The organism is Staphylococcus sp. HMSC070D05 (genome assembly GCF_001815595.1).
Taxonomy (GTDB): Bacteria; Bacillota; Bacilli; order Staphylococcales; family Staphylococcaceae; genus Staphylococcus; species Staphylococcus hominis.
Map to the genome: position 1 here is coordinate 79,477 of NZ_KV821155.1, position 26,557 is coordinate 106,033.

A 26,557-nucleotide genomic window follows, 5' to 3' on the forward strand; every position below is an offset into this window, starting at 1 on the left:
TGTGTATAGCTTGTTGAGAAAAGAATATGAAAATGAATATAAATAACAACACATCCTGATACTTCGTCTCGCTCAAGTACTTTAGTATCAGGATGTTATATATTATATAGGAAAGTGATCAATTTGATCGCTCATTATCAATATATCACTTATATTTAAGATGGTTTGATAGCAAATGCACGGACGGGGAAACCTGGTGCATCTTTCGGTTTGGGACTAATCGCATAAATGACTGCGCCGCGCGTAGGCAATTGGTCTAGGTTTGTTAAGAGTTCAAGTTGGAAAGTATCTTGTCCAAGTATATAACGTTCTCCAACAATATCGCCGTTTTTTGCTGTATCTACTGACGCATCTGTATCGAATGTTTCATGACCAATCGATTTTACACCGCGTTCTTCAATTAAAAATTTTAAAGCATCCAGTCCCCAACCTGGTAAATGTTGGTTACCATCAGCATCTCTGTTTTCGAATTGTTCAAAATCTGGCCAACGTTTTGACCAATCTGTACGTAAAGCGACAAAGGTACCTTCTTCAATGCGTCCATTCTCCGCTTCCCACTGTTCTAAATGTTGGCGTGTCACGATAAAATCATCATTATCTTTTACTTCTTTTGAATAATCTAACACGATAAGTGGTAAGACTAATTCTTTTAAATCAAGATCCTCAAGATAACGTTTATTCTCTACAAAATGTATCGGTGCGTCAATGTGTGTACCGTATTGTGTAACAATATTCCAACGTTGTACATAAAAGCCATGTTCTTTGACTGTAAATAATGTGGAGACTTGACCTTTTTCAAATTCACTAAATCGTGGAATGTCTGGATCAAAAGTATGGGTTAAATCTACCCACTCTGCTGTCTTTAGTTGCTGTAATTGATCCCATAATGGATAATTTGTCATGTATTTCACCTCGAAAGTCTAATATAAGAATAAAAGAGGGGAAAACTCAATTTCTCCCTCACATGCTTACCTGTATCTTATGCGACAGGTTTACTTTTTTCTTCACGTTTTTTACGAACAGTATTTACAAGTACTGTTAAGGCATCTTTCACTTCGTCTTCTTTACGTGTTTTTAGACCACAGTCAGGGTTAACCCAGAATAAAGAACGGTCGATTTGTTGTAAAGAACGATCAATTGCTGTTGCAATTTCTTCTTCAGTAGGGATGCGTGGACTATGAATATCATATACACCTAATCCAATACCTAAATCATAGTTAATATCTTCAAAGTCTTTGATTAAATCACCATGGCTACGTGAGGTTTCAATTGAAATCACATCTGCATCTAAATCATGAATTGCATGGATGATTTGACCAAATTGAGAATAACACATATGTGTATGAATTTGTGTTTCATCTTGGACTGAAGATGTTGCAAGTTTAAATGAATTTACTGCATCAGCAAGGTATTGTTCATGGTATTCAGAACGTAATGGTAAGCCTTCACGTAATGCGGGTTCATCTACTTGAATGACTCTAATACCTGCTTCTTCAAGTGCTAATACTTCTTCGTCAATAGCTAAGGCAATTTGATCTTGAACGACTTTACGAGGAACGTCTACACGTTCGAATGACCAGTTTAAGATAGTGACTGGACCAGTTAACATACCTTTCACAGGTTTATCAGTTAAGCTTTGTGCATAAACAGTTTCTTTAACTGTTAAAGGTGCAGTCCATTTTACATCTCCATAAATAACTGGTGGTTTTACAGCACGTGAACCATAAGATTGAACCCATCCAAATTTTGTGACTAAGAAACCTTGAAGTTTTTCACCGAAGAATTCAACCATGTCATTACGTTCGAATTCACCGTGTACAAGTACATCTAAGCCAATCTCTTCTTGGATTTTAATCCAACGTGCGATTTCATTTTCTAAGAAGTTGTTATATTCTTCGTCTGAAATTCGATTATTTTTCCAGTCTGCACGGTATTTACGTACTTCTCTTGTTTGAGGGAATGAGCCGATCGTTGTTGTTGGTAAATCTGGTAAATGTAAACGAGCGTCTTGTGCTTTTTTACGGTCTTTAAAAGCAGATTTACGACTGGTTGGTACGCTATCAAAATCATATTCAAGGTTTTTGAATGATTGACTTTGGAATCGTTCATAGCGTGCTTTTAACTCATCATATTTTTTACTATCATTATTATTAAATAATCGACGTAATGCATCTAACTCATCTAATTTTTCAGTAGCAAAGCTTAAGCCTTCTTCAATTGATGTATCTAATGTTTCATCATCTAATGATACCGGAACGTGTAATAATGAAGATGATGGTTGAATTACAATTGCTTTAGCATAAGGTTGTAAAGTTTCGATTAATTCTTTTTTCGCTTCAATATCTGCAGCCCAAACATTACGACCGTCAATAATACCAGCATATAATGTTTTAGATTTATCGAAATCTCCTGCTTTAATTTGTTCTAAGTTATAACCATGATCATGAACAAAATCTAAACCAAGACCAGCCACTGGTAAACGGCTTAAGAATTTGACATTCACGCGTTCAAAATAGGTTTGTATGACTAATTTTTCTCCTAGACCAGCATCAGCAAAGTAGTCATAAGCCTCTTTAGTAATATTTTCATAATTTTCACTTTCATCTGTGACGAGAACAGGTTCATCGACTTGAATGTATTCAGCACCTGCATCTACTAAAGATTGTAATACTTCTTTATATAATGGAAGTAATGTTTGAACTTTCTCTTCAAAAGACTGACTACCGCCTTTAGAAAGTTTCACAAAAGTGATTGGGCCAACAATGACAGGATGTGCATTTACATTAATTGATTTAGCATAGTTAAAACGGTCTAATAATATATTGCGATTCACCTTAGGTTCAACATTATCCCATTCAGGAACAATATAGTGATAGTTTGTGTTAAACCATTTAATTAATGCACTTGCAACATGTTCTTTATTACCACGTGCAATATCAAACAATAAATCATCATCTACTGTACGTCCTTGGAAACGTTCAGGAATAATGTTGAAAAGTAATGATGTATCAAGAATATGGTCATATAATGAGAAATCACCAACAGGTACACTGTCTAAATTATAATTCTTTTGAAGTAATAAATTTTCTTTATGTAAGTCTGTTAATGTTTGATCTAATTCAGTTTTATCGATTTTTTTAGCCCAATAGCTTTCGATTGCTTTTTTCCATTCTCTTTTTCTACCTAATCTTGGGAATCCTAAGTTTGAAGTTTTAATTGTTGTCATGATATTGCCTCCTTGTTTTGGGTAATTGCTTTAGAATATGCTGCGAGCTCTAATGAATAATCAATACGTTGGAAAGGTGTAATGAGATATAAACCATTAAAGTATTCATGTACCGTATCGATTAATTCTTTAGACAGTCTCAAACTTAATTCTTTTGTTTTTTCTTTATCATCTTTTACTGCTTTAAATTGATTTAATACATCTTCAGACATTTTAATTCCAGGCACTTCGTTATGTAAGAAAAGTGCGTTATTGTAGCTTGCAATAGGCATGATACCGATAAAAAGTGGGATATCAAGATGTTTAGTTGCTTCATATACTTCTTTGATTTTTTCTTTACTATATACAGGTTGGGTAATAAAGTAACTCATGCCTGCCGCTACTTTTTTCTCAAGGCGTTTAACTGCTCCGTCTAATTTACGAACGTTTGGATCGAACGCCCCGGCGATGTTAAAGTTGGTATGTTTCTTCAGCGCATCACCATCAACATTAATACCTTGATTAAATCGTAGTGCAAGTTCTGTTAGACCTTTTGAGTTAACGTCATAAACATTTGTTGCGCCTGGTAGATGACCTACTTTTGAAGGGTCTCCTGTAATGGCTAAAATTTCACTAACACCGATGAGTGAAAGGCCAAGTAGATGAGATTGTAAACCAATTAGATTCCGATCTCGACATGTGATATGAACAAGAGGTTCAATATCATATTGTTGTTTGATTAAACTTGCAGCAGCGATGTTGCTGACTCTTACAGTAGCGAGAGAGTTATCTGCGAGTGTTACTGCATCAATATGTGCTTCATCTAGCTTACCTATATTCTCAAAGAACAATTCTGTATCGAGATGTTTTGGAGTGTCTAATTCAACAATCACAGTAGGTCTCTGTTTTACTTTTGATGTTAAATTTTGTTTTAATGTACGTTTTGCATTTGTATTAATTGTTCGATGAATTGGAATAACTTTTTTATTTTTAATCGGTTTTAAATTTTTTACAGATTCTTTAATGTAAGAGATATGTTCCGGTGTAGTACCACAACAACCACCAATTAAACGAACGCCTTCGTTAATTAATTCTTGTGCAACATCACCAAAATATTTAGCATTGTCGCTATATTTAAATTCACTATTTTCAATATCGAGTAGGCTCGCATTAGGATAACATGAGAGATAGGCATGTTCTGGTAGTTCGATATGTGAAAATGAGCGTTGCATGTGATGTGGGCCATGGTGACAATTTAAGCCCACCACATTTGCGCCACATTCAATGAGATGTTTTAACGCCTCGTTAATTTCTGTACCGTCAACGAGATAATTTGTATTGGAAGCGGTCAGTTGTGCGATAATTGGAATATCGTATTTTTGACGTGTCGCTGTTATCACACTCGTTAATTCATCTAAATCGTAGTAGGTTTCAAATAGTAAACCATCTACACCTTCTTCAATTAAAGTATCAATTTGATTGTCTGTATGATATTGAATAGTAGAAAGCGATAAATCTTCTTGTTTTATTCCCCTGAAGCCACCAACCGTTCCTAAAATAAATGTCTCTTTATTGGCTGCGCGTTTTGCAATTTGTACAGCGGCTTTATGAATTTCTTTTACTTTATGCTCTAAGCCAAATACTTTTAATTTTTCAAAGTTAGCGCCATACGTATTTGTCTGAATGACATCAGCTCCTGCTTCTATATATGAACGATGAATACGTTCAACTTTATTGGGATGTGTAAGATTATATGCTTCAGGGCAAGTATCTAGGCCCTCGGAATAGAGGATTGTTCCTATTGCGCCATCAGCTACTAAAACGTTGTTCTTCAAATGGTTCAATAATCGACTCATTAAAGGCCTCCTTCAATGCGTAGTCAATATCAGCTATGAGTTCTTCAGGTTGTTCAAGACCTACGCTTAGACGGAATAGACCAAATGTAATGCCACGTTCGTTTCTCACTTTTTCTGGAACAGCGGCATGAGACATTGTGGCTGGATGTGAGAGTATCGTTTCTACTCCGCCTAAACTTACAGATACAAGTGGTAAAGTTAGCGCATCTACAAATGATTGAGCTTTTGTTTCATCTTTTAGACGAAAGCCAATGACTGCACCGCCACTTTTAGCTTGTGATAAATGTAAGTCACTATTTCCCGGATAATACACTTCAGCAACTTTATCTCTTTGACTTAAAAAGTCTACAAGCTTTTCAGCATTCGATGTAGATTGTCTAAATCGAACAGGTAATGTTTTTAAATGTTTGGCTAAAGTCCAACTATCATGTGCAGATAGAGCAGTTCCTGTTCCGTTTTGGAGTAGATAAAGTGCTTCAGCGACGTCTTTGCGATTTGTAATAGCAGCGCCAGCAATAATATCACTATGTCCACCTAAGAATTTTGTTGCAGAATGAACCACTATATCAGCACCAAGTGTAAGTGGAGATTGACCTAACGGAGTCATAAATGTATTATCTACTGCTAAAAGTAAATCATGTTTTTTGGCGATATGAGCAACTGCTTTAATATCAGTGATTTTAAAGCATGGATTCGATGGTGTTTCTATATAAATTAATTTTGTATTAGGTTGAATGGCCTGTTCAATTTCTTCAGGATGAGTCGCATTTACCGTTGTAAATTTAATATTAAAACGATTTAAAATACGTTCAGTTAGTCTAAATGTTCCACCATACACATCATCTGGTAAAATGACATGATCTTCAGCTTGCAATGTGAGTAATACGGCTGATATTGCTGCAATACCTGAAGCAAAAGCAAATCCATATTGACCGCCTTCAAGTTTAGCTAACTTTTCTTCTAATAATTGACGATTAGGATTACCACTTCTGGCATAATCAAATTTTGTGTTACCACCAAGTACTTTTTGATGGAAAGTTGAAGAATCATATAATGGTGGGTTTGCTGAATCGTAATCTACACCTCTATGTTCATCAAATATTACTTCTGTTTCTTTAGATAAGCTCATGAAATCACTCCTACTTTAGAATTTTCTAATGCTTGAATAATATCTGCTTCAATATCCTTATAATCTTCAATACCAATGGATAAGCGAATTAAATGTTCATCAATACCGCGTTTGTCTTTTTCATCATCTGGCATGTCGACGTGCGTTTGTGTATATGGGAAAGTAATAAAGGTTTCAGTTCCTCCTAAACTTTCTGCAAAAATACAAATTTCTAAATTTTCTAAAAATTTAGCCACGCTATAAGCCTTATTAAGACGTAAACTTAGCATACCTGTTTTTCCACTATAGAGTACTTCATCAATCGAAGCGGATGTTTCACAACGTTTTGCGAGACGACGCGCATTATCTTGAGATCGTTCTATTCTGAGATGTAGTGTTTTCAAACCTCTTTGGAGTAAGTAACAATCAAGTGGAGACAATGTGGCGCCAATCATATTGTGAAATTGACCTAATTGTTCAGCAAGTGTGTCATCTTTAACTGTCACTACGCCTGCAAGTACGTCATTATGACCACCTATATATTTTGTAGCTGAGTGTAAAACAATGTCAGCACCTTGTTCCAAAGGTGTCGATAAGTATGGAGTTAAAAACGTGTTATCAATAATAATTAATAGATGATGTTGTTTACTTAGAACATAATATGGTTCTACATCAATTTGAATCATTTGAGGATTCGAAATGGGTTCGATAAAGAGTGCTTTTGTATGTTTATTTATACTGTTTTCGACTTCTTCATAATTTAAAAAATCAACGTATTTAAAATGAATGCCGTATTGTTGTTCATAATAATCAAATAATCTAAATGTTCCTCCATATAAATCAAAAGCTACTAAAATTTCATCACCAGGTTTAAATAAGTTACAAATAAGTTGAACTGCTGCCATACCACTTGAAGTTGCAAATGAAGCGGTACCCCCTTCTAATTTGGCAAATGCTTCTTCAAATGAAGAGCGGGTTGGATTTTTCGTTCGTGTGTAATCATATCCTGTAGACTGACCTAGATGAGGATGTTGATATGCCGTCGATAAGTAAATGGGATTAGCAATTGCACCAGTCAAATCCTTTGTTAATGAAATTTGTGCTAACTGAGTATCTTTCATTTCAAATCCTCCTATCATTTTCTAAATAAAAAAAGCTTTCGTCCTTTAAACCCGATATGTATCGGATGTAAAGGACGAAAGCTTGTTTCGTGGTACCACCTTTGTTTGCTACTTTATTGCTAAAGTAACCTCAAACAGTACGCCAATATGTTTTAGGAGTACTTGAAAAAGTGACACACATTATCGTAAATGATCAGATATATTTGTAATAAAAAACTCATTTAACTTTTGAAGATAAATGAGTATTAACGATAATTTAGTGACGTCGGTGATTCCAGTACGCCATTAAACAATAAATGTTAATACTGTATCGCTATAACGGGCGAACCCGTTGATACCTCATATTGGCATCAACACTCAAAGGCCATTTTCAAACTTTCTTTCAATGTCTCTTCTCAGCTTACGAGACTCTCTGTATCTGCAGTGTAAGTTTTACTTTCCTTATTACCGTGTGTAATTTGTGTTTTTTTAAGTTAATTCATAGCTTACAGGCATAAATTACATTTGTCAACAACTTTTCTGAAAATTATGATTAAACAATAAATTCAGAAATCGTTTGAATGATTGATATATATACTTTCTACCTAGTAAAATTTTTTCTTAAAAAAGTTTATAAGACTTGTAGATATAACACGCTTTTTTTAAAATTAAGTAATGACTTTAAAGATAAGGGAGGACTATGAGTGGATAACATTGAAGATCAACGTATTCAATTAAATAATGATGAACACGTACAACATATTAAAATTTCAAGTATTAAAGCTAATCCCTATCAACCTAGAAAAACATTTGATGAGGAGAAACTTCAAGATTTAGCAGAGTCTATAACAACTCATGGTATACTTCAACCTATTGTTTTAAGAAAAACGATCCATGGATATTATATCGTTGTAGGAGAACGACGTTTTCGAGCTTCTAAATTAGCTGGGTTAGAGGAAGTTCCTGCAATTGTAAAATCTCTTTCTGATTCCGACATGATGGAATTAGCTATTATAGAAAATTTACAAAGAGAAGATTTAAATGCAATTGAAGAAGCTGAAAGTTATCAACGATTAATGAATGATTTTGGTCTGACACAACGAAAAGTTGCTGAAAGGTTAGGAAAATCACGGCCTTACATTGCTAATATGCTAAGATTACTAAATTTACCCTCTGATATTGCTAAGCTTGTAAGAGAGAATCGCATGTCAGGTGCCCATGGACGTACTTTACTTGCATTAAAAGATGTAAATACGATGAAACGTATAGGTAAACAAGCAATCAAAGAGGGGTGGAGTGTACGTTATTTAGAGAAAGTTGTTTCTGAAATCCAAGACGGTGGGCAGTCTAAAAAAGAAAAATTAAATACTCCAAGTAAACCCAAATTCATACAGAAACAAGAACGTGCGCTTAAGGAAAAATTTGGAACTCATATAGATATATCTGTATCTAAAAATGTTGGGAAAATTGTGTTTGAGTTTAAATCTGAGGCTGAGTTTAGACGTATTATAGATAAACTTAATGAATAGTATCCTATTAATAAAATAAAAAAGAAAATGATAAATCAAAAGACGGATACAATTTTAGAAGAAATTTTGTATAATAAATAAATTGGAGTATCAATTTAAGATGGACTAAATAGAAAAGGAGGGGGCTATATGAATCAGTTGAAGAACGTGTTAACATCGCTATTTAAACCATTAACAGAACCCGAAGTATATACAAATTTAGCAACTAAATTAGCAATGGTTGTTATTTATATTTTAGTAGGCTTAATTGTAATTGGAATTATTAATAAAGCGATAGAAGAAGCATTTAAATTTCAAAATAAAAGTAATAGAGGAAATAAAAAACGCTCTAAAACGCTCGTGTCTCTTATCAAAAATGTTGTCAGATACATTGTGTGGTTTATCGTACTCACAACGGTATTAAGTAAATTCGGAATTAGCGTAAATGGGATTATCGCCAGTGCCGGGGTTGTAGGTATCGCTGTTGGTTTTGGAGCTCAGACTATAGTCAAAGATATTATTACTGGATTTTTCATTATTTTTGAAAATCAGTTTGATGTAGGTGATTATGTTAAAATTAATAGCGGTGGTACTACAGTTGCTGAAGGAACAGTAAAATCTATAGGATTGAGATCAACACGTATTAATACCATCACTGGAGAGTTAACTATTTTACCAAATGGTAGTATGGGTGAGATTACTAACTATTCTATTACTAATGGTACGTCAATTGTAGAAATTCCAGTCTCAGTTGATGAAAATTTAGATAAAGTTGAAAAGAAATTAAATAAATTATTTACAGCAATGCGCAGTAAATACTACTTATTCGTTACTGATCCAGTTGTTTTAGGGATTGATGGGTTAGATGAAACAAAAGTTATCATAAGAATATCAGCAGAAACCATTCCTGGAGAAGGGGCTTCAGGTTCTAGAATTTTACGAAAAGAAATTCAAAAAATGTTTGTACAAGAAGGGATTAAATTGCCACAACCCATGTACGTAAGAAATACCGATAAACAAGATGCTTAATAAATGTTGGGGGTAATGTTGTGACACCAAAATATGGTATAAATGATATAGTAGAAATGAAAAAACAACATGCTTGTGGAACAAATCGATTTAAAATTATTCGCATGGGTGCAGATATACGAATTAAATGTGAAAATTGTCAAAGAAGTATTATGATTCCACGACAAGTGTTTGATAAAAAAATAAAAAAAATATTAGTATCTCATCAAGATACTGAAAGTTAGGAGAATGATTCATGGCTTTAACAGCAGGTATCGTAGGTTTGCCTAATGTTGGTAAATCTACTCTATTTAATGCAATTACAAAAGCAGGTGCGCTCGCTGCGAATTATCCTTTCGCTACGATTGATCCGAATGTCGGGATTGTAGAAGTACCAGATACACGTTTAAATAAATTAACAGAAATGGTAGAACCTAAGAAAACGATTCCTACCACTTTCGAATTCACAGATATTGCAGGTATTGTTAAAGGTGCCTCAAAAGGTGAAGGTTTAGGAAACAAATTCTTATCACATATTCGTGAAGTAGACGCTATTTGTCAGGTAGTACGTGCTTTTGATGATGAAAATGTGACACACGTCGCTGGTCGTGTAAATCCATTAGATGATATTGAAGTCATTAATATGGAACTTGTTTTAGCTGATTTAGAATCAGTAGAGAAACGTTTGCCTCGAATTGAAAAAATGGCACGTCAAAAAGATAAAACAGCCGAAATGGAGTTCCGCATTTTATCTAGAATAAAAGAAGCGTTAGAGGAAGGAAATCCAGTTCGTAGTTTAGATTTTAATGAAGAAGATCAAAAATATGTAAATCAAGCTCAATTATTAACATCTAAAAAAATGTTATATATTGCAAATGTTGGTGAAGATGAAATTGGTGACGATGAAAATGATAAAGTAAAAACTATTCGTGAATACGCCGCTAAAGAAGATTCTGAAGTTATCGTCATTAGTGCAAAAATTGAGGAAGAAATTGCAACACTTGATGATGAAGATAAGGAAATGTTTTTAGAAGACTTAGGTATTGAAGAACCAGGCCTCGATCGTCTTATCAGAACAACATATGATTTGTTAGGATTATCTACTTACTTTACAGCAGGTGTTCAAGAAGTACGTGCTTGGACATTTAGACAAGGAATGACGGCACCACAATGTGCAGGTATCATTCATACAGACTTCGAACGTGGTTTCATTCGTGCCGAAGTAACAAGTTATGACGACTATGTTGAGCATGGTGGCGAGCAAGGTGCGAAAGAAGCAGGTAAACAACGTTTAGAAGGTAAAGATTATATTATGAAAGATGGAGATATTGTTCACTTCCGATTTAATGTATAGGAATATAAAAAGCGCGACATCTGTTTATTATAGACGTCGCGCTTTAGTTATATCATTATGGTTATATCTTAAAAAAACGGTATAACTTTACTTGCTTTAATAATATCTTTGGTGCTAAAAAATTGTTTACCTTCTCCAGTATATGCTGGCTCAAGAATCATATTAGCTTTTGCACAGTATAGCCACTCTGGATTGATACCGCAATTTAAGATTTCTTGAAACTCTTGAAAATCTTTATTCCAATCTAAATCTAATTGCATAGTTACACCTCAAAGACATTATAGACTGTCAGTTCTCTTTTGAAAAGGTATGTTTAAATTTTGAATATAAATTTATAGGGCAAATACGATAGATTTTATCCACTTTCAGGCAAAATATTTCAAATAATATTTATTGTAAAAAGTAATCATCTATGCTATAATTCTTCATTGTGAGTAATGAAAATTATTCCTTGCCTATAGATAGGATTCGATAGGCCGCATAGACCACAAGGAGGTGCAATTATAAAATGAGAACATATGAAATTATGTATGTCGTACGTCCTAACATTGAAGAAGATGCTAAAAAAGCAGTTGTTGAACGCTTTAACGGTATCTTAGCTTCAGAAGGATCAGAAGTTTTAGAAGAAAAAGACTGGGGTAAACGCCGTCTTGCTTATGAAATTGAAGATTTCAAAGAAGGCTTCTACTTCATCGTACGCATTAAAACTGATAATAACAGAGCTACAGACGAATTCCAACGTTTAGCTAAAATCAATGACGATATTATCCGTTATATCGTTATCCGTGAAGACCAAGATAAGTAATAATTAAATGGGGGCGTTGAAATGATAAATCGAGTTGTATTAGTAGGTCGTTTAACTAAGGATCCAGAATACAGAAGTACTCCCTCAGGCGTAAGTGTAGCGACATTTACTCTAGCAGTTAACCGTACTTTCACGAATGCTCAAGGGGAACGCGAAGCTGACTTTATTAACGTTGTTGTATTTAGAAGACAAGCAGAAAACGTAAATAACTATCTTTCAAAAGGTAGTTTAGCTGGCGTTGATGGTCGCATACAATCACGCAGTTATGAAAATCAAGAAGGTCGTCGTATATTTGTCACTGAAGTTGTAGCGGATAGTGTTCAATTCCTTGAACCTAAAAATGCACAAGGTGGACAACGTAATCAAGGAAATAATGATTTCCAAGATTACGGCCAAGGATTTGGTGGTTCGCAATCAGGACAAAATACATCTTATAATAATAACAATCGTGCATCAAATAATAATCAATCAGATAACCCATTTGCAAATGCGAATGGTCCAATTGATATTAGTGATGATGACTTACCATTCTAACGAAAGAATGAGATGAAAAAATATAAAAGGAGGTAATTAACCATGGCAGGTGGACCAAGAAGAGGCGGACGTCGTCGTAAAAAAGTATGCTATTTCACAGCAAATGGTATTACACATATTGACTATAAAGACACTGAATTATTAAAACGTTTTATCTCAGAACGCGGTAAAATTTTACCACGTCGTGTAACTGGTACTTCAGCTAAATATCAACGTATGTTGACTACAGCTATTAAACGTGCTCGTCATATGGCTTTATTACCATATGTTAAAGATGAAAACTAATATATAATTAGTGTTAAACCCCGTAAGCTCAAGTCTTGCGGGGTTATTTTTATGTCGTAGTAATAAAAAAGGGATAGATTATACACATTAAGTTGATTTTAAAATATATTGCGTAATATCTTTAATGTATGCAATATAAAATGTTATCATTAAAAGAAACGTACATAAGGAGTTATGATGATAATGAGAAGAAAATATTTATTAGCAGGTATTGTTGCATCTACTTTATTTTTGGGTGCGTGTGATTTAAATATTCATTTACCAGGCGGAAATAATGATAGTTCAGAGGATAAGCAAAAAACTGAGAAGAATGATAATAAAAATAAAACGTCTAATAATTCAAATAAAAATAATGATACTAATAATAATAATAAAAATATAGATTCATCAGACACACAGCAAAATAATAATGATGAAAATACTAATTATAATCAAACTGAAGATATTCAACCCAATGATAATAAGAGTATTCAGTCATCCGAACAGAATACTCAAAATCAATCTGAAAATGGAATCAATGGAAATAATGAAACGACTACGAATGAAAGTCATTCAACTAGTGACAATCAATCAAACGATTCTTCGAATAAAGAACTTACACCGAAACAAGCAGAGGATGTTGTCTATGATTGGTATAAAAATCAAGGATTTGGCCATCGTTTAAGAAATGAATTTAATTACAATCCTAGTAAAAGTACTGACGAGATGTATTATATAGATTATGCAGCAAGTGACGCATATGGTACTGGAACACCTTATGTAGCCATTGTAGATAAACATACAGGTAGTATTGTTGATAATTATAATAATATGACAGATGAAGAAAAAGCTAAAAGAAAACAAATGAATGAAAGTAAATTAGAACAAAGTAACCGACAACGAAACAATGATGTACAAAATAATGAAACAAAGAATGATAATGAAACACAACATACATCGTCTAATGAAGAAAATCAAAATAGTGCGCAATCTGAAACTCAAAATGATGTCCAGACATCGGATCAATCCGAGAACAATGATTCAACTTCAACAGACCCTTCTACACAAACTAAAGCAGAACCCACAACTTCTCAAACGGATCGTAATGAACAAGCACAACTACATAATCAAAGCACAAATATCGAAGAATAAAAACAAGGGAACAAGATATTATATTCAACTTGAATATGTTTTGTTCCTTTAAAGTTATTTATAATGTTTAGCAAGTATTTTATATAAAAATAGTTGCTATTTTTTAGTAGTCTTATATTTTTAATCATTAATTGAATAAATACTAATAAAATATATAGGTGGTATTATTTAGTTGTTTTTGTTATAAAAAATAAATTATTTTAATAATTATGTTTATAAAATTTAAATAGGTGGTATGAATAAGGAGTAAACAAAATAAAACTATTAAGGAGTAATCTAACTATGGGCTTTATTATTATGATAATAGTTGGTGGATTAATCGGTTGGATTGCTGGCATGATTATGGGTAAAGATATCCCTGGTGGTATCTTAGGTAATATCATTGCTGGTTTAATCGGTTCATTCATCGGAAGTAAATTGTTAGGTACTTGGGGTCCTGTTTGGGGCGGAGTACCAATCTTCCCAGCACTAATCGGTGCAATTATTCTTATTTTTATTGTTTCTTTAATTTTAAAAGCAATCAAAAAATAGGTATAGTATTTTAAAGAGGACTACGTTATGTAGTGCTCTTTTTTATTTATTAAACTAAAAAAAAGAGGATGACGTCGGGTTAAGGCGTCATCCAGGAGTATTATGTTCATGAATATAAAAGACTTGTAGTTATTAAATAACTACATATTAATAGTATCATGCAATATAAATAATAACAATCATAAAAACGTATATTATTTAAAAATATATCATTTGTATGATTAGTAGACTTCATTCATTTATTATTTAATATAATAGATTGAATAGGAGGTAAAACATGAATTTATATCTTATTCGACATGGTGAATCACAGTCTAACTACGATAATAAGTACAATCGATCATATTATTGTGGTCAGTTAGACGTTCCTTTAACTGAAAAGGGCATTGAAAGCGCAAAAAACTTAAAGACGTATTTTTATAATATAAAAATTAATGATGTGTATGTATCTGATTTAACAAGAACGAAAGAAACATATCAATATATCTTCCCTTACGATATCCCAACTACAGTTACATCACTATTACGTGAACGTTCATTGGGTTTATTTGAAGGTCAATTTAAGGATAAACTTATGAAAAACAATACGTATCATCGTTATTTTCATGATCCAAATTATAAAGATTTTCGACATAGCTTTATTCAAAAAGCACCTGAGGGGGAAAGTTATAATGATGTTTATCATAGAGTGAAACAATTTTTCGAAACGATTCATATTCAAGACGATCACACGATAGTCGTTATTGCACATCAAGTTGTGATACGTTGTATTATGGTTTACTTTGGCTATATAAATAAAGAAGCAGCATTAACTAAAGTAATTGAAAATTGTAAGCCATATCTTATTGAGTTATAAAAAAATCTGAGACATTATTCACCGTCTCAGATTTTATATATATTGAACATCACCATTAATGGACTGGAAAAACATGTTCAAACGTCTATTACCTATTCTATTTATCAAAAACGTCTGTTTTGATATCTTTCTTATTTAAGAAAGATTTGATTTTATTTTGTTGGTTTCCATTTACATCTCCAGCATAATGAGTAGGAACATCTACAACGTTAATTGTATTTTGAGGTTGGTAATTTAGTTGTTCGATACTTTCATCAACATTTGCAATTGTACTATTCAAAGCATGAAAGTATTTAATAATACGATTTACATTATCTTTATAGCCGTCTGGCAATGTGTTATTTTCAACATATTTTTTAAAGTGTAAGTCATTTTTAACAGCAATATTAGATAAATGACTAAGTTTTTTAGCTTGTTTATCAGTGATTTTTGTTTGTCCTGAACTTTGACGATCGATTTGACTTTGCATTATATATTTATTATCTAAAATATCACTATTAACATCTAGATATTTTTTGATTGCTTTGTTCATGTCATCTTCAGTAAGCTTTTGATGTGATGTATTCGATGTAAAAATATCATTTTCAGTTAAGTTTTTAGCATGTTTCGGTGCATTAACGCCGTTACTTTGATTATGATTGTCTTCATTCTTATCATTATTAGGTGCACAAGCACTTAACATTAATAACAATGCTAAAAAACTACTAATAATCATACTCTTTTTCATAGATTTCAATAATCTCCTTTATTAGTGAACGCTTCTATTTAAACATAATAATAGAGTATCATTTATAGAAATAGAATTGAATGTTTAAGACTTAAAATTAATATAAATCTATGAACAAATTGTGGCAATATCATTAAAAAAGTAAATTAAAAAAGCAGAGTCGTTAATAAAATGACTCTGCTTAAAATGAAGATATTTGATAGGTTAAGTTCTAAGTCTTACTTTCATATAGAAAGTTAAACTGTAAATTAATTTCTAATAATATAATCAAACGCACTCAATGCTGCGTTAGCACCTGAACCCATTGATATAATGATTTGTTTATATTTTTGGTCGGTAACGTCACCAGCAGCAAAAATACCAGGAACGTTTGTGTTATTTTCACGATCCACAACGACTTCTCCACGGTTATTTAATTCTACTGCGTCACCAATCCATTTTGTATTTGGCACAAGGCCAATTTGTACAAAGATACCATCTAAGCTTAATTCTCTCATTTCACCAGATGACATATCTTCATAGCTTAAACCAGTAACGTGATCTTCACCTAGAACTTCAGCAGTTCTAGCATTTGTGTGAATATCAACATTAGGGAAAGAACGTAAACGTTCTTGTAACACTGTATCCGCTTTTAGTTCTGGAGCGAATTCAAATAGTGTCACATGTTTAACTATTCCTGCTAAATCGATAGCTGCTTCAACACCAGAGTTACCACCGCCGATAACTGCAACGTTTTTATTTTCAAATAAAGGTCCGTCACAGTGAGGACAGAAAGCCACACCTTTATTGATTAAGCGATCTTCACCAGGAATATTTAATTTACGCCAGCTTGCCCCAGTTGAAATAATAGCAGTTTTACTTTCAAGAACTGCATCATTTTCTAAAGTTACTCGGATAGCTTTATCAGTTTTTTCAATTTTAGTTGCACGAATACCAGTCATAGCATCAATATCATATTCTTCGATATGTGCAGCTAAATTAGAAGAGAATTCTGATCCAGTGGTTTGTTTAACAGTAATAAAGTTTTCAATACCAGCTGTATCGTTAACTTGACCACCGATTCTATCTGCAACAATACCAGTGCGTAAACTTTTACGCGCAGTATAAATTGCAGCACTACCACTTGCTGGCCCACCACCGATGATTAATACATCGTATGGATCTTTATTTTCATATTCTGAAGCATCTTGTGTACTGCCAAGTTTAGATAAAATATCAGAAATTGTCATACGACCATTACCGAATTCTTCACCATCTAAAAATACAGCAGGGACTGCCATGATATCCTTAGACTCTTCACGGAATACAGCACCATCAATCATTGTATGAGTGATATTTGGATTAATTACACTCATTAAGTTTAATGCTTGAACTACATCTGGACATTTTTGACAAGTTAAACTTACATAAGTCTCAAAATTGTAGTTACCTTCAAGACCTTTAATTTGATCAATAATTGCTTGTTTTTCTTTAGGCGCACGACCACTTACTTGTAAAATAGCAAGCACAAGTGAATTAAACTCATGACCTAAGGGAATACCAGCAAATGTGATACCAGTATCTTCTTCGGGTTTACTTACTTGGAAACTTGGTGTGCGTTTTAATTCTTTTTCAACGATTGTAATATGATCTGTCATCTCAGCGATTTCATCTAATAAATCTTTTAATTCTTTAGATTTATCATCAGAGCCAATACTTGCTCTAAATTCTACATCGCCTTCCATAAGTTGTAATAATTGTTGTAATTGTTGTTTTAAATCAGCATTAAGCATACTTAAATGCCTCCTTAAATTTTACCTACTAAGTCTAATCCTGGTTGTAATGATTCAGAACCTTCTTCCCATTTTGCTGGGCAAACTTCACCTGGATGTTGACGTACGTATTGTGCGGCTTTAATTTTATTTACTAATGTACTTGCATCACGGCCAATACCATCTGCATTAATTTCTGCTGCTTGAACTACACCATCAGGGTCAACGATAAATGTACCACGTTGTGCCAAACCTGCTTCTTCATCTAATACATCGAAGTTACGAGTGATGATTTGAGAAGGGTCACCAATCATAGTGTATTGGATTTTGCTGATTGCGTCTGAATGATCGTGCCAAGCTTTGTGTACGAAGTGAGTATCAGTTGAAACTGAAAATACGTTAACACCTAAATCTTGTAATTGGCTATATTGGTTTTGTAAATCTTCTAATTCAGTTGGACATACGAAAGAGAAGTCAGCTGGATAGAAGCAAACAACGCTCCAAGAACCTTTTAAATCATCTTGGTTTACTTCTTTGAATTCATCATTTTTAGGATCATATGCTTGAGCTGTGAAAGGTAAGATTTCTTTATTGATTAAAGACATAACTTAAATTCCTCCTGATTTATCGAATATTAATTAGAATTACATAATAATCATTGCTTATTTATAATAATTCTAATCTCTTGTTTCATATTATTACATGTAGATTTTATTTCGTCAACATAATACACTTGAAAGTAAGAAAAACAATATGAAGCACTGATATAACAAGGTTTATATAAAATGTATTAACTTTTTTAAGATATTGTGAGGTTTATTTTTTCTAATAAAAAATGTAAATTGTAAATAAACATACATCTTTTCGCTTAAATCTATTCTCAACTAAATAAAAGTATTTGATAATGGAAATCAAAAATAATAGATTAAAACTCTCTTCAAGTTACGCTATGAAACCTATAAATCTGAAGAGAGTATCAAGTATTTTCAATATTATTTTATTAAAATCAGTCGTTGACTTCTACTTTTACGCTTCCTACTTTATCGTATTCAGCAATATAACTGCCTTTTTCTAAATGTAGTGGTGAAATAAACGTACCTGAAGAAATAAATTGACCTTTTTCTAAACGTTTTCCATGTGAATGTAATTTTTTATTTAACCATTTTATAGATTCAATAGGATTTCCGAGTACGTCACTAGAGTGTCCTGTTTCAATTTCTTGATCATTTTTAAATAACTTTAAGTTAATATCAGCAAATGATTTGTAATCAAGAGGTGTTATTCTTTTTCCAACCACAATTAAACCTGTTGCAGTATTATCTGAAATTAAATCTGATAAAGCAAAGTTAGGGAACCAATCTTTATAACGTGCGTCAGGAATTTCAATACCTGGAGCTACTTTTACACTTTCTAAGATGGTTTGAACATCTGCATGCTCTGGTAAGTCTGCAGTTAATTCAAAAATAAGCTCAGGTTCAAGTAATGGATCAAATAATGTTGATAATGAGATAGAGTTATCACCCTCGACGACTTGAGTAGATAAAATAGTACCGTACGCAGGCTCATTTGTATTGGCAATGGCTTGAGTGGCGGCACTTGTCATACTTACTTTGTAACCTTTAATTTCTGATTTTTGCTTATTTTTTAATTGAGTAATGAGATCATCTTGTGTGTGATAGGCTTCCAACTCATTTAGTTCAAAAGAGGAACTGATAAAATCAATCGGTTTTTTTGATATAAAAGCTTGATATAAGGCTGTTGAAACTTCTTTGTTAGCATGAGTCATAGTATCTCTCCTTTGATATCTGAAAATTGTCATTATTATGATAACTTTAATTAGTTTAGCATGCAAATTTTAATTTAAAATAAAGGGCAATTTTGAAGAAAAATAAAATATAAATTGTTAACATATATTCAGTAATTAAAAAAGGAGTGGACTTAATGTCAGATTATGTTTACGAATTAGCTAAAAAACATCATTCAGTTCGAAAATTTAAAGATCAACCTTTAAGTGAAGACGTTGTTAGAAAGTTAGTTGAAGCTGGGCAAAGTGCTTCAACATCTAGTTATTTACAAACGTATTCTATTATTGGAGTAGAGGATCCAGAAATTAAAGCACAACTCAAAGAAGTATCAGGGCAACATTATGTGGTAGACAATGGCTATTTATTTGTATTTGTTTTAGATTATTATCGTCATAGTCTTATTAATGAAGGTGTAGAACCACACATGGAGACGTCATTTGAGTCAGCTGAGGGCTTATTGGTTGGTGCCATTGATGTTGCATTAGTATCAGAAAATATTGCTTTAGCAGCTGAAGATATGGGTTATGGCATTGTATACTTAGGTTCGCTTCGCAATGATGTTGGACGTGTACGTGAGATTTTAGACTTACCTGAATATGCCTTCCCTTTATTTGGTATGGCTGTAGGGGAGCCAGCTGAGGATGAAAATGGATCACCAAAGCCACGTTTACCTTTTGAACATATCTTCCATAAAAATGTCTATAATAGCAATAAAGCACAACAAAAAGAAACATTAAATGCTTATGATCAAATGGTTAGTAAATATTATCAAGACCGTACAAATGGTGTAAGAAATGAAACCTGGTCTCAACAAGTTGCTGGATTTTTAAGTGGGAAAGCACGATTAGATATGTTAGAGCAATTAAATAAAGCTGGACTAATGAAAAGATAAAATAAAACCGAAAAAAGAGAGACAGAATTTTGAACAAATTCTGTCTCTCTTGTTATTTTATGATTCTGTGGATAATTCTCCATAATGGTTAGAATTAAATTTTTCTTTATCTAAGTTACCTGTTAAACGTGCTGTACCAGTACCTGCTAACATAGAATCATTGACATTTAGAGCGGTACGACCCATATCAATAATTGGTTCGATAGAAATTAATACACCAGCTAATGCAACTGGTAAATTTAAAGTTGATAATACAAGAATTGAAGCGAAAGTTGCACCGCCACCAACGCCAGCTACACCAAATGAACTAATAACTACAACGCCAATTAGTGTAAGAATGAATGGTATATCGATGTCAACATGAGCAACAGGAGCAACCATAATAGCAAGCATTGCTGGATAAATACCAGCACATCCATTTTGACCAATAGACAAACCGAATGAAGCTGAGAAGTTTGCAATACCTTCAGGTACTCCTAAACGTTGCGTTTGAGTTTGCACATTTAAAGGAAGCGCTCCTGCACTTGAACGTGATGTAAATGAAAAAATCAGTACTTCAAGTGTTTTTTTGACATAACGAATAGGATTGATTCCCATAATCGCTAAAATAATTAAATGAATAACATACATTGTAAGTAAAGCTGCATAAGATGCAATCATGAATTTACCTAATGTCCAAATTGCTGAAAAATCACTTGTAGCAATTGTAGAAGCCATAATTGCGATAATTCCATAAGGAGTTAATCTTAAAACAAAGGTAACAATTGACATGATGAGAGCATAAACAGCATCAATACCACGTTTTAATAAGCTACCATTATCAGGTTGTTTACGTGCAACACGTAAGTATGCAAATCCTACAAAAATAGCAAATATTACTACTGCAATAGTTGAAGTTGTTCTCTGACCAGTAAAATCTAAGAAAGGATTGCTTGGTAATAATTCAAGAATTTGTTGTGGTAGTGTATTCGCTGTAAGCTGCTTCGCTTCACTACTAATTTCATTTCCTCGTGCATGCTCTGCACTACCTAAATCGATACTTGAAGCATCAAGGCCAAATACAACGGCATAAAAAATACCTACAACAGCTGCAATAGCGACAGTACCAATTAAAAACATAAAAATATAAGAACCTATCTTAGCAAATTTATCGCCAATTTGTATCTTACTAAATGCTGAAACAATAGAAATAAAAATAAGAGGCATAACAATCATTTGTAATAATGTTACATAGCCATCTCCAACGATGCTAAACCAATCAGTTGTGGTTTCGAGCACTTTAGAATTAACACCATAAATAAGGTGTAAAATAATACCATATACAATTCCTAATCCTAGAGCGGTAAAGACTCGTTTTGGGAATGATACATGTTTTTTAGCCATAATGAATAAGCCGATAATGAAAATCAACATGATGACAATGTTAATAATTGAAAATAATGTTCCCATATAATGATTCTCCTTTTATTAGTTAAATCCGACACATTTAATAAGAATAGTATTAAATATATAATAATTCAATACTTTAAATAATATAAATTATTACATATTTTTACAAACTAATGATAAATAGATACTAAATGAGTATTAAAACAAAAAAGCAGGATCGAAATTTTTTTAATTTCAATCCTGTTTTAGTAAATAGCACTATATACAGTTGTTACATTAAAGATTAAATAGTCTAGCTAAGAATCCTTTTTTTTCATTTGAAGATGAAACATAAGTTTGATGCTCTTTTAAAGTATCAATCGCTTGTTGATTGTTATCATTAATTTCTTTAACCAAATTATTTTTAGTATAATCAGATTGTTCTTTTTGAGCTGTTTGAATGGCCTGTTGTGATGTTTGAATGGCAACTAATGACTCATTATTTGCCTCCAATTTTTCAGTAATTTGACTTTGTAATTCCTTAAGTTCATTTTGTTGTTGATGAACTTGAGTAATCATCTGACCTAACATTTGACGTTCTTCACGCATTTTTTGTATTTCGGTACGTAAGTCTTCTACTAATTGTGTAACGCCTTGATCAGCAGGTAACTGTTGTTGGTCTTCTTTAACGATAACTTGTAAAAAATCTTTTTCTTTTTCTAATTCTTCGAAAGCTAAATCATAGCTATTTGTTTGTTTTACCTTTTCTGCAATATCTTGGAAAAGTTCAATATCTTCTTCTTTAAAATCTGTAGCCTCACGACCACGATATTCAGTCTTGCTAAGTTGATATCCTCGTTCTTCTAAATGTTGGACGATTTTACGGACTTGTTTTTCACTTAGCTCGACACGTTGAGCAAATTCTTTAGTTAACATAATGAAGTCCTTTCGTATCTAAATAATATATTCATTTACACTGACGTTTGTCTTCGGTTAGTGAAACGTCAGTCTAACCTCGCATATTAGTTTAACCTTTTATATCGCTCTTTTCAAGTATTCTATAAGGATGAACGTAAATTCATCTTTTCTAAAAGGGGATATATAATCTCTCTAGAAATTCCATTTACAAATACATATTTGAGAATATAATTAGATTTCACACTAGCAGGATAGATGTCTTTTGTAAGTTCAATGTTAGATTTAATAAATAAGTCAGTATGTATAGGAGTTTCTTCAAACGTATAATTAGGATGCAAATAGTCAATTTCATATTGTTGTTCAAAGTCATTTTCTAATAAGACATGATGACGTCGTTTAATTAATTGATTATCTAATATGCTGTTATCATGTTTAGGGACTTCAATCATTAAAAAGTTAATATCTCTAGAATGTACTTTATTAGATAATATATTTAGGTGTGTTTCAACTTCATTTAAAGTTTGAGATATGATTTCATTATAATTTGACTCAACTACAGCTAATAAGTGGACTAGGAAGGCTGAATTTGTTGTTGCTTCGTAGTGTGCTGTGGCCAAACTGATTATATTTTCTTTCTCAATACCAACAATCAAAACATAATCATTTTCTGTTTTATTATTCTGTAAGGATTGTTTGGTGATAGTGCTATCTTCAAAAAAATCAACATCTAATTGTTTATTATAAAATTCGACGGCTTTTTGATAATAAGCGTCTTCTAAAGAATAAATAGTGTGAAATTTCATAGCGATCTCCCCGCATCATATTTCTTTAAGTATAGCACATTTGTAAAGTAGCACATCATAATACAAAATATATTAAAAAACTTCTTTCAAAGTTATAAATGATTCACACTTTACTTTGAAAGAAGCATATATTAATTTTTGACTGTTACTTTGTAAAACATTATATTTATTTAACCATCGACATGATTAAATACAATGAATGGTTAAACTTATTTTTAAGATTTTGGACCCTCAGACTCATTAGCATAATGAGTGATATCAACTTCTTCATAAGCTGCGTTGTTTTTTTCAACTTCATTATGTGAAGAAGCGTCTTTTCTAGCGATTACTAAAAATTTGCCATCAAGCACATCTTTTTTATATTGTTCTGCTTGGTTATCAGATAGTTTGAAATTATTCAATACAGTTTCTTCACCATCTTCACCGGTTAATAAACGTGACATGCGATCGCTGAATGAACCACTTGTTGCTATAAGCGTCACTTGAGAATTATGTAAATCGTCTAAATGTAATTTAGATTTACTGATAACAAATATCTCGTTTTCTGAATATCCTTCTGTTTTTTTCTTTTCAATCACATTGTAAATTTGATTTTCATTATCTAGAACTGTAATATCTGGCATATTCATCGTCCTCCATCATTTCATGCTACTTTTAAATATTTATACCCTAATGAATAGATATAAAACGTTTCGATGTAATTATATAATTAAAAATATGTGATTTACAAATACAGTTTTTTATATGATATTAAACGCTTACATTTATAAGTAGCATGATTACAAGGATAAACTCTCCATCAATTATTGAAAATAAGCTTAAAATTTGCTATTATCATTAAATAATTTATATTGCTCATATAATCTGAAGAATATGGCTTTAGAAGTTTCTACCGTGTTGCCATAAACAACGCGACTATGAGTTCAAGTACACAGGTAAGGAAGTTAATGAGAAGTTTGAGGATTGGTTAAGATGTCTTGTACTATATTATCATTTGTATAATGTAAAGTATTGTTTATCATCTATAAATCTAAATTATTTACTTCTAAGTTACAAATGAATGTGTATCGTACTTGTTCACTTATAGCTCCTGAAACTAGATAAAAGTTTCGGGTTTTTTTATATAAAATTTAGGAGGTTTTGAAGTGGAAGCACTCGAACAAAAAGTCAAGGAAGATGGCGTAGTCATTGATGAAAAAATATTAAAAGTTGATGGATTTTTAAATCATCAAATTGATGCCAAATTAATGTATGAAGTGGGTCAAACATTTTATAAACAATTTAAGGATAGAGGGATTACGAAAATTTTAACTATTGAGGCTTCCGGTATTGCTCCTGCAATCATGGCTGCATTACATTTCGATGTGCCATGCTTATTTGCCAAAAAAGCAAAGCCAAGTACTTTAAAAGATGGATTTTACAGTACTGATATCCATTCATTTACTAAAAATAAAACAAGTACAGTGATTGTATCAGAAGAATTTTTAGGACCTGAAGATAAAGTATTAATTATTGATGATTTCTTAGCAAATGGTGATGCTTCACTTGGATTGTACGACATTGCACAACAAGCTAAAGCAGAAACAGTAGGCATAGGAATTGTTGTAGAAAAAAGTTTTCAAGATGGACGACAAAGATTGGAAGAGGCTGGTTTAACTGTTTCTTCATTATGTAAAGTTGCTTCCTTAGCAGGGAATAAAGTGACTTTACTAGGTGAAAATGAATGAAAAATTTAATTTTAAGCGTACAACATTTATTAGCAATGTATGCAGGTGCTATTTTAGTACCAATCATTGTAGGAACAAGTTTAAAATTTTCACCTGAAGAGATTGCTTATTTAATTACAGTAGATATTTTTATGTGTGGAGTAGCTACATTTTTACAAGCAAATAAGATTACTGGTACAGGACTACCTATTGTTTTAGGATGTACATTTACTGCTGTAGCACCTATGATTTTAATTGGACAGACTAAAGGTTTAGACGTGTTATATGGATCATTGTTCCTATCAGGTATCTTAGTTGTAATCATTGCTCCATTCTTTTCTTATTTAGTTAAATTTTTTCCACCTGTTGTTACAGGTAGTGTAGTTACAATTATCGGAATTAACTTAATGCCCGTTGCTATGAATTATCTTGCTGGTGGTCAAGGTGCTAAAGATTATGGTAACCCTAAAAATCTAATTTTAGGTGGAGTGACACTTATTGTTATCCTACTATTACAACGATTTACGACGGGGTTCTTAAAATCTATTGCGATTTTGATTGGTTTAGTTATAGGCACTATATTGGCTAGTATATTTGGATTAGTTAATGTTAGCCAAGTTGGTGACGCACATTGGCTCGGTATTCCACGACCATTCCGTTTCTCAGGACTTGGCTTTGATTTCGGTGCAACATTAGTGTTTACAATTGTAGCAATTGTAAGTCTGATTGAATCAACTGGTGTATACCATGCATTAAGTGAAATCACTGGTCGTAAGTTGGAACGTAAAGATTTTCGTAAAGGTTACACTGCGGAAGGTCTAGCCATCATTTTAGGATCAATCTTTAATTCTTTCCCATATACAGCTTATTCGCAAAACGTAGGACTTGTTTCACTTTCTGGAGCCAAGAAAAATAAAATCATATACGGAATGGTAGTCTTACTTTTAATATGTGGTTGTATACCTAAACTAGGTGCTCTGGCTAATATTATTCCTTTACCTGTATTAGGCGGTGCAATGATTGCTATGTTTGGTATGGTAATGGCTTATGGGGTAAGTATTTTAGGAAATATTGACTTCAAAAATCAAAATAATTTATTAATTATTGCTGTATCAGTCGGACTTGGTACAGGAATTAGTGCTGTACCTCAAGCATTTAAAGCTTTAGGTGAACAGTTCGCTTGGTTAACTCAAAATGGTATTGTTTTAGGAGCAATCTCTGCTATTATTCTTAATTTCTTTTTTAACGGTATAAAGTATAAACAAAACGACGAAAATGTGAAATAATAAGACTAACTATATAAAAA

General features: G+C 32.5%; 26 protein-coding genes, 1 pseudogene, 1 riboswitch and 1 other annotated feature. Of the genes and pseudogenes, 13 read left to right on the forward strand and 14 right to left on the reverse strand.

What is annotated here, in order from left to right:
• Positions 1 to 155: 155 nt before the first annotated feature.
• From HMPREF3046_RS09235 to HMPREF3046_RS09255, 5 genes are all read right to left on the reverse strand, one after another.
• Positions 156 to 902 (reverse strand): cyclase family protein, encoded by a 747-nt coding sequence (locus HMPREF3046_RS09235; protein WP_064206905.1) that lies wholly within the window; start codon positions 900 to 902, stop codon positions 156 to 158.
• Between the two features lie 77 nt (positions 903 to 979).
• Entirely contained in the window at positions 980 to 3,226 is a 2,247-nt protein-coding gene (gene metE, locus HMPREF3046_RS09240) for a 5-methyltetrahydropteroyltriglutamate--homocysteine S-methyltransferase (protein ID WP_070718972.1), read from the reverse strand.
• Positions 3,223 to 5,061: a bifunctional homocysteine S-methyltransferase/methylenetetrahydrofolate reductase gene (locus HMPREF3046_RS09245; RefSeq protein WP_070718975.1), complete on the reverse strand. Its 1,839-nt coding sequence runs from the start codon at positions 5,059 to 5,061 to the stop codon at positions 3,223 to 3,225. Before HMPREF3046_RS09245 ends, metE begins: the two co-directional genes overlap by 4 nt.
• Positions 5,015 to 6,190: a cystathionine beta-lyase MetC gene (gene metC, locus HMPREF3046_RS09250; RefSeq protein WP_070718979.1), complete on the reverse strand. Its 1,176-nt coding sequence runs from the start codon at positions 6,188 to 6,190 to the stop codon at positions 5,015 to 5,017. The genes HMPREF3046_RS09245 and metC overlap by 47 nt, the downstream gene beginning before the upstream one ends.
• Positions 6,187 to 7,290 (reverse strand): PLP-dependent transferase, encoded by a 1,104-nt coding sequence (locus HMPREF3046_RS09255; protein WP_070718982.1) that lies wholly within the window; start codon positions 7,288 to 7,290, stop codon positions 6,187 to 6,189. Before HMPREF3046_RS09255 ends, metC begins: the two co-directional genes overlap by 4 nt.
• A 67-nt stretch (positions 7,291 to 7,357) precedes the next feature.
• Positions 7,358 to 7,747: a binding site (T-box leader), on the reverse strand.
• A gap of 226 nt (positions 7,748 to 7,973) precedes the next feature.
• On the opposite strand from HMPREF3046_RS09255, the gene HMPREF3046_RS09260 reads away from it, so the two are divergent.
• The 4 genes from HMPREF3046_RS09260 to ychF all read left to right on the forward strand — a co-directional run bounded on the left by HMPREF3046_RS09260 (position 7,974) and on the right by ychF (position 11,139).
• The gene (locus HMPREF3046_RS09260; RefSeq protein ID WP_064206910.1) at positions 7,974 to 8,798 is read left to right on the forward strand and encodes a ParB/RepB/Spo0J family partition protein; all 825 of its coding nucleotides are present in this window, start codon (positions 7,974 to 7,976) and stop codon (positions 8,796 to 8,798) included.
• Positions 8,799 to 8,927: 129 nt separating this feature from the next.
• Positions 8,928 to 9,806, forward strand: coding sequence for a mechanosensitive ion channel family protein (locus HMPREF3046_RS09265; protein WP_049432912.1), 879 nt, complete (start codon positions 8,928 to 8,930; stop codon positions 9,804 to 9,806).
• Between the two features lie 20 nt (positions 9,807 to 9,826).
• A complete protein-coding gene (locus HMPREF3046_RS09270) occupies positions 9,827 to 10,030 on the forward strand; it encodes a DUF951 domain-containing protein (RefSeq protein WP_002448008.1) in 204 nt (67 codons plus the stop codon).
• Between the two features lie 11 nt (positions 10,031 to 10,041).
• Positions 10,042 to 11,139, forward strand: coding sequence for a redox-regulated ATPase YchF (ychF, locus tag HMPREF3046_RS09275; protein WP_002447976.1), 1,098 nt, complete (start codon positions 10,042 to 10,044; stop codon positions 11,137 to 11,139).
• Positions 11,140 to 11,207: 68 nt separating this feature from the next.
• Here ychF and HMPREF3046_RS09280 read toward each other — a convergent pair whose 3' ends face one another.
• Positions 11,208 to 11,399, reverse strand: coding sequence for a hypothetical protein (locus HMPREF3046_RS09280; RefSeq protein ID WP_002447995.1), 192 nt, complete (start codon positions 11,397 to 11,399; stop codon positions 11,208 to 11,210).
• A gap of 248 nt (positions 11,400 to 11,647) precedes the next feature.
• On the opposite strand from HMPREF3046_RS09280, the gene rpsF reads away from it, so the two are divergent.
• The 6 genes from rpsF to HMPREF3046_RS09310 all read left to right on the forward strand — a co-directional run bounded on the left by rpsF (position 11,648) and on the right by HMPREF3046_RS09310 (position 15,281).
• Positions 11,648 to 11,944: a 30S ribosomal protein S6 gene (gene rpsF / locus HMPREF3046_RS09285; RefSeq protein WP_002447961.1), complete on the forward strand. Its 297-nt coding sequence runs from the start codon at positions 11,648 to 11,650 to the stop codon at positions 11,942 to 11,944.
• 21 nt (positions 11,945 to 11,965) lie between these two features.
• A complete protein-coding gene (ssb, locus tag HMPREF3046_RS09290; RefSeq protein WP_064206912.1) occupies positions 11,966 to 12,478 on the forward strand; it encodes a single-stranded DNA-binding protein in 513 nt (170 codons plus the stop codon).
• Positions 12,479 to 12,520: 42 nt separating this feature from the next.
• A complete protein-coding gene (gene rpsR / locus HMPREF3046_RS09295; protein WP_002447994.1) occupies positions 12,521 to 12,763 on the forward strand; it encodes a 30S ribosomal protein S18 in 243 nt (80 codons plus the stop codon).
• Positions 12,764 to 12,946: 183 nt separating this feature from the next.
• Positions 12,947 to 13,894 carry a hypothetical protein gene (locus HMPREF3046_RS09300; RefSeq protein WP_070718989.1) on the forward strand — a complete coding sequence of 316 codons (948 nt, stop codon included), beginning with the start codon at positions 12,947 to 12,949 and terminating at the stop codon, positions 13,892 to 13,894.
• 282 nt (positions 13,895 to 14,176) lie between these two features.
• Positions 14,177 to 14,425 (forward strand): GlsB/YeaQ/YmgE family stress response membrane protein, encoded by a 249-nt coding sequence (locus HMPREF3046_RS09305; protein WP_002447983.1) that lies wholly within the window; start codon positions 14,177 to 14,179, stop codon positions 14,423 to 14,425.
• A 277-nt stretch (positions 14,426 to 14,702) separates the two neighbouring features.
• Positions 14,703 to 15,281, forward strand: coding sequence for a histidine phosphatase family protein (locus tag HMPREF3046_RS09310; RefSeq protein WP_070718992.1), 579 nt, complete (start codon positions 14,703 to 14,705; stop codon positions 15,279 to 15,281).
• 97 nt (positions 15,282 to 15,378) lie between these two features.
• On the opposite strand, the gene HMPREF3046_RS09315 is transcribed toward HMPREF3046_RS09310, so the two are convergent.
• The 4 genes from HMPREF3046_RS09315 to HMPREF3046_RS09330 all read right to left on the reverse strand — a co-directional run bounded on the left by HMPREF3046_RS09315 (position 15,379) and on the right by HMPREF3046_RS09330 (position 19,545).
• A complete protein-coding gene (locus HMPREF3046_RS09315) occupies positions 15,379 to 16,008 on the reverse strand; it encodes an NDxxF motif lipoprotein (RefSeq protein WP_064206915.1) in 630 nt (209 codons plus the stop codon).
• 248 nt (positions 16,009 to 16,256) lie between these two features.
• Complete coding sequence (gene ahpF / locus HMPREF3046_RS09320) at positions 16,257 to 17,780, reverse strand: alkyl hydroperoxide reductase subunit F (protein ID WP_070718995.1); 1,524 nt, start codon at positions 17,778 to 17,780, stop codon at positions 16,257 to 16,259.
• Between the two features lie 14 nt (positions 17,781 to 17,794).
• Entirely contained in the window at positions 17,795 to 18,364 is a 570-nt protein-coding gene (gene ahpC, locus HMPREF3046_RS09325; RefSeq protein ID WP_064206917.1) for an alkyl hydroperoxide reductase subunit C, read from the reverse strand.
• Positions 18,365 to 18,765: 401 nt separating this feature from the next.
• Complete coding sequence (locus HMPREF3046_RS09330; RefSeq protein ID WP_064206918.1) at positions 18,766 to 19,545, reverse strand: 2-keto-4-pentenoate hydratase; 780 nt, start codon at positions 19,543 to 19,545, stop codon at positions 18,766 to 18,768.
• 155 nt (positions 19,546 to 19,700) lie between these two features.
• Here HMPREF3046_RS09330 and HMPREF3046_RS09335 point away from each other — a divergent pair, with 155 nt between their 5' ends.
• On the forward strand, positions 19,701 to 20,456 hold the full coding sequence (locus HMPREF3046_RS09335; protein ID WP_070718998.1) for an NADPH-dependent oxidoreductase: 756 nt from the start codon (positions 19,701 to 19,703) through the stop codon (positions 20,454 to 20,456).
• A 57-nt stretch (positions 20,457 to 20,513) separates the two neighbouring features.
• Here the strand turns inward: HMPREF3046_RS09335 and HMPREF3046_RS09340 are convergent, their stop codons facing one another.
• The 4 genes and pseudogenes from HMPREF3046_RS09340 to HMPREF3046_RS09355 form a co-directional block, all read right to left on the reverse strand.
• Complete coding sequence (locus tag HMPREF3046_RS09340; RefSeq protein ID WP_064206920.1) at positions 20,514 to 21,905, reverse strand: L-cystine transporter; 1,392 nt, start codon at positions 21,903 to 21,905, stop codon at positions 20,514 to 20,516.
• 356 nt (positions 21,906 to 22,261) lie between these two features.
• Positions 22,262 to 22,760: pseudogene (locus HMPREF3046_RS09345) on the reverse strand (DNA-binding protein); the annotation flags it as partial.
• Between the two features lie 122 nt (positions 22,761 to 22,882).
• Positions 22,883 to 23,545: a hypothetical protein gene (locus HMPREF3046_RS09350; RefSeq protein WP_070719000.1), complete on the reverse strand. Its 663-nt coding sequence runs from the start codon at positions 23,543 to 23,545 to the stop codon at positions 22,883 to 22,885.
• A gap of 215 nt (positions 23,546 to 23,760) precedes the next feature.
• On the reverse strand, positions 23,761 to 24,168 hold the full coding sequence (locus HMPREF3046_RS09355; RefSeq protein WP_064206923.1) for a YflT domain-containing protein: 408 nt from the start codon (positions 24,166 to 24,168) through the stop codon (positions 23,761 to 23,763).
• A gap of 212 nt (positions 24,169 to 24,380) precedes the next feature.
• Positions 24,381 to 24,483, forward strand: a riboswitch (purine riboswitch).
• 207 nt (positions 24,484 to 24,690) lie between these two features.
• Between HMPREF3046_RS09355 and xpt the strand changes: the two genes are divergently transcribed.
• A complete protein-coding gene (gene xpt, locus HMPREF3046_RS09360; protein ID WP_064207305.1) occupies positions 24,691 to 25,272 on the forward strand; it encodes a xanthine phosphoribosyltransferase in 582 nt (193 codons plus the stop codon).
• Positions 25,269 to 26,537: a xanthine permease PbuX gene (gene pbuX / locus HMPREF3046_RS09365; RefSeq protein WP_070719004.1), complete on the forward strand. Its 1,269-nt coding sequence runs from the start codon at positions 25,269 to 25,271 to the stop codon at positions 26,535 to 26,537. Before xpt ends, pbuX begins: the two co-directional genes overlap by 4 nt.
• The last annotated feature ends 20 nt before the right edge of the window (positions 26,538 to 26,557 follow it).

Coding starts and splice junctions, on each gene's coding strand:
- rpsR (WP_002447994.1), top strand. CDS start 12,521: ATGGCAGGTGGACCAAGAAGAGGCGGACGTCGTCGTAAAAAAGTATGC.
- HMPREF3046_RS09255 (WP_070718982.1), bottom strand. CDS start 7,290: ATGAAAGATACTCAGTTAGCACAAATTTCATTAACAAAGGATTTGACT.
- HMPREF3046_RS09315 (WP_064206915.1), bottom strand. CDS start 16,008: ATGAAAAAGAGTATGATTATTAGTAGTTTTTTAGCATTGTTATTAATG.
- HMPREF3046_RS09350 (WP_070719000.1), bottom strand. CDS start 23,545: ATGAAATTTCACACTATTTATTCTTTAGAAGACGCTTATTATCAAAAA.
- metE (WP_070718972.1), bottom strand. CDS start 3,226: ATGACAACAATTAAAACTTCAAACTTAGGATTCCCAAGATTAGGTAGA.
- HMPREF3046_RS09355 (WP_064206923.1), bottom strand. CDS start 24,168: ATGCCAGATATTACAGTTCTAGATAATGAAAATCAAATTTACAATGTG.
- HMPREF3046_RS09300 (WP_070718989.1), top strand. CDS start 12,947: ATGAGAAGAAAATATTTATTAGCAGGTATTGTTGCATCTACTTTATTT.
- HMPREF3046_RS09235 (WP_064206905.1), bottom strand. CDS start 902: ATGACAAATTATCCATTATGGGATCAATTACAGCAACTAAAGACAGCA.
- HMPREF3046_RS09245 (WP_070718975.1), bottom strand. CDS start 5,061: ATGAGTCGATTATTGAACCATTTGAAGAACAACGTTTTAGTAGCTGAT.
- HMPREF3046_RS09310 (WP_070718992.1), top strand. CDS start 14,703: ATGAATTTATATCTTATTCGACATGGTGAATCACAGTCTAACTACGAT.
- HMPREF3046_RS09340 (WP_064206920.1), bottom strand. CDS start 21,905: ATGGGAACATTATTTTCAATTATTAACATTGTCATCATGTTGATTTTC.
- rpsF (WP_002447961.1), top strand. CDS start 11,648: ATGAGAACATATGAAATTATGTATGTCGTACGTCCTAACATTGAAGAA.
- HMPREF3046_RS09330 (WP_064206918.1), bottom strand. CDS start 19,545: ATGACTCATGCTAACAAAGAAGTTTCAACAGCCTTATATCAAGCTTTT.
- ahpC (WP_064206917.1), bottom strand. CDS start 18,364: ATGTCTTTAATCAATAAAGAAATCTTACCTTTCACAGCTCAAGCATAT.
- HMPREF3046_RS09305 (WP_002447983.1), top strand. CDS start 14,177: ATGGGCTTTATTATTATGATAATAGTTGGTGGATTAATCGGTTGGATT.
- HMPREF3046_RS09265 (WP_049432912.1), top strand. CDS start 8,928: ATGAATCAGTTGAAGAACGTGTTAACATCGCTATTTAAACCATTAACA.
- HMPREF3046_RS09280 (WP_002447995.1), bottom strand. CDS start 11,399: ATGCAATTAGATTTAGATTGGAATAAAGATTTTCAAGAGTTTCAAGAA.
- ahpF (WP_070718995.1), bottom strand. CDS start 17,780: ATGCTTAATGCTGATTTAAAACAACAATTACAACAATTATTACAACTT.
- HMPREF3046_RS09335 (WP_070718998.1), top strand. CDS start 19,701: ATGTCAGATTATGTTTACGAATTAGCTAAAAAACATCATTCAGTTCGA.
- pbuX (WP_070719004.1), top strand. CDS start 25,269: ATGAAAAATTTAATTTTAAGCGTACAACATTTATTAGCAATGTATGCA.
- metC (WP_070718979.1), bottom strand. CDS start 6,190: ATGAGCTTATCTAAAGAAACAGAAGTAATATTTGATGAACATAGAGGT.
- ssb (WP_064206912.1), top strand. CDS start 11,966: ATGATAAATCGAGTTGTATTAGTAGGTCGTTTAACTAAGGATCCAGAA.
- ychF (WP_002447976.1), top strand. CDS start 10,042: ATGGCTTTAACAGCAGGTATCGTAGGTTTGCCTAATGTTGGTAAATCT.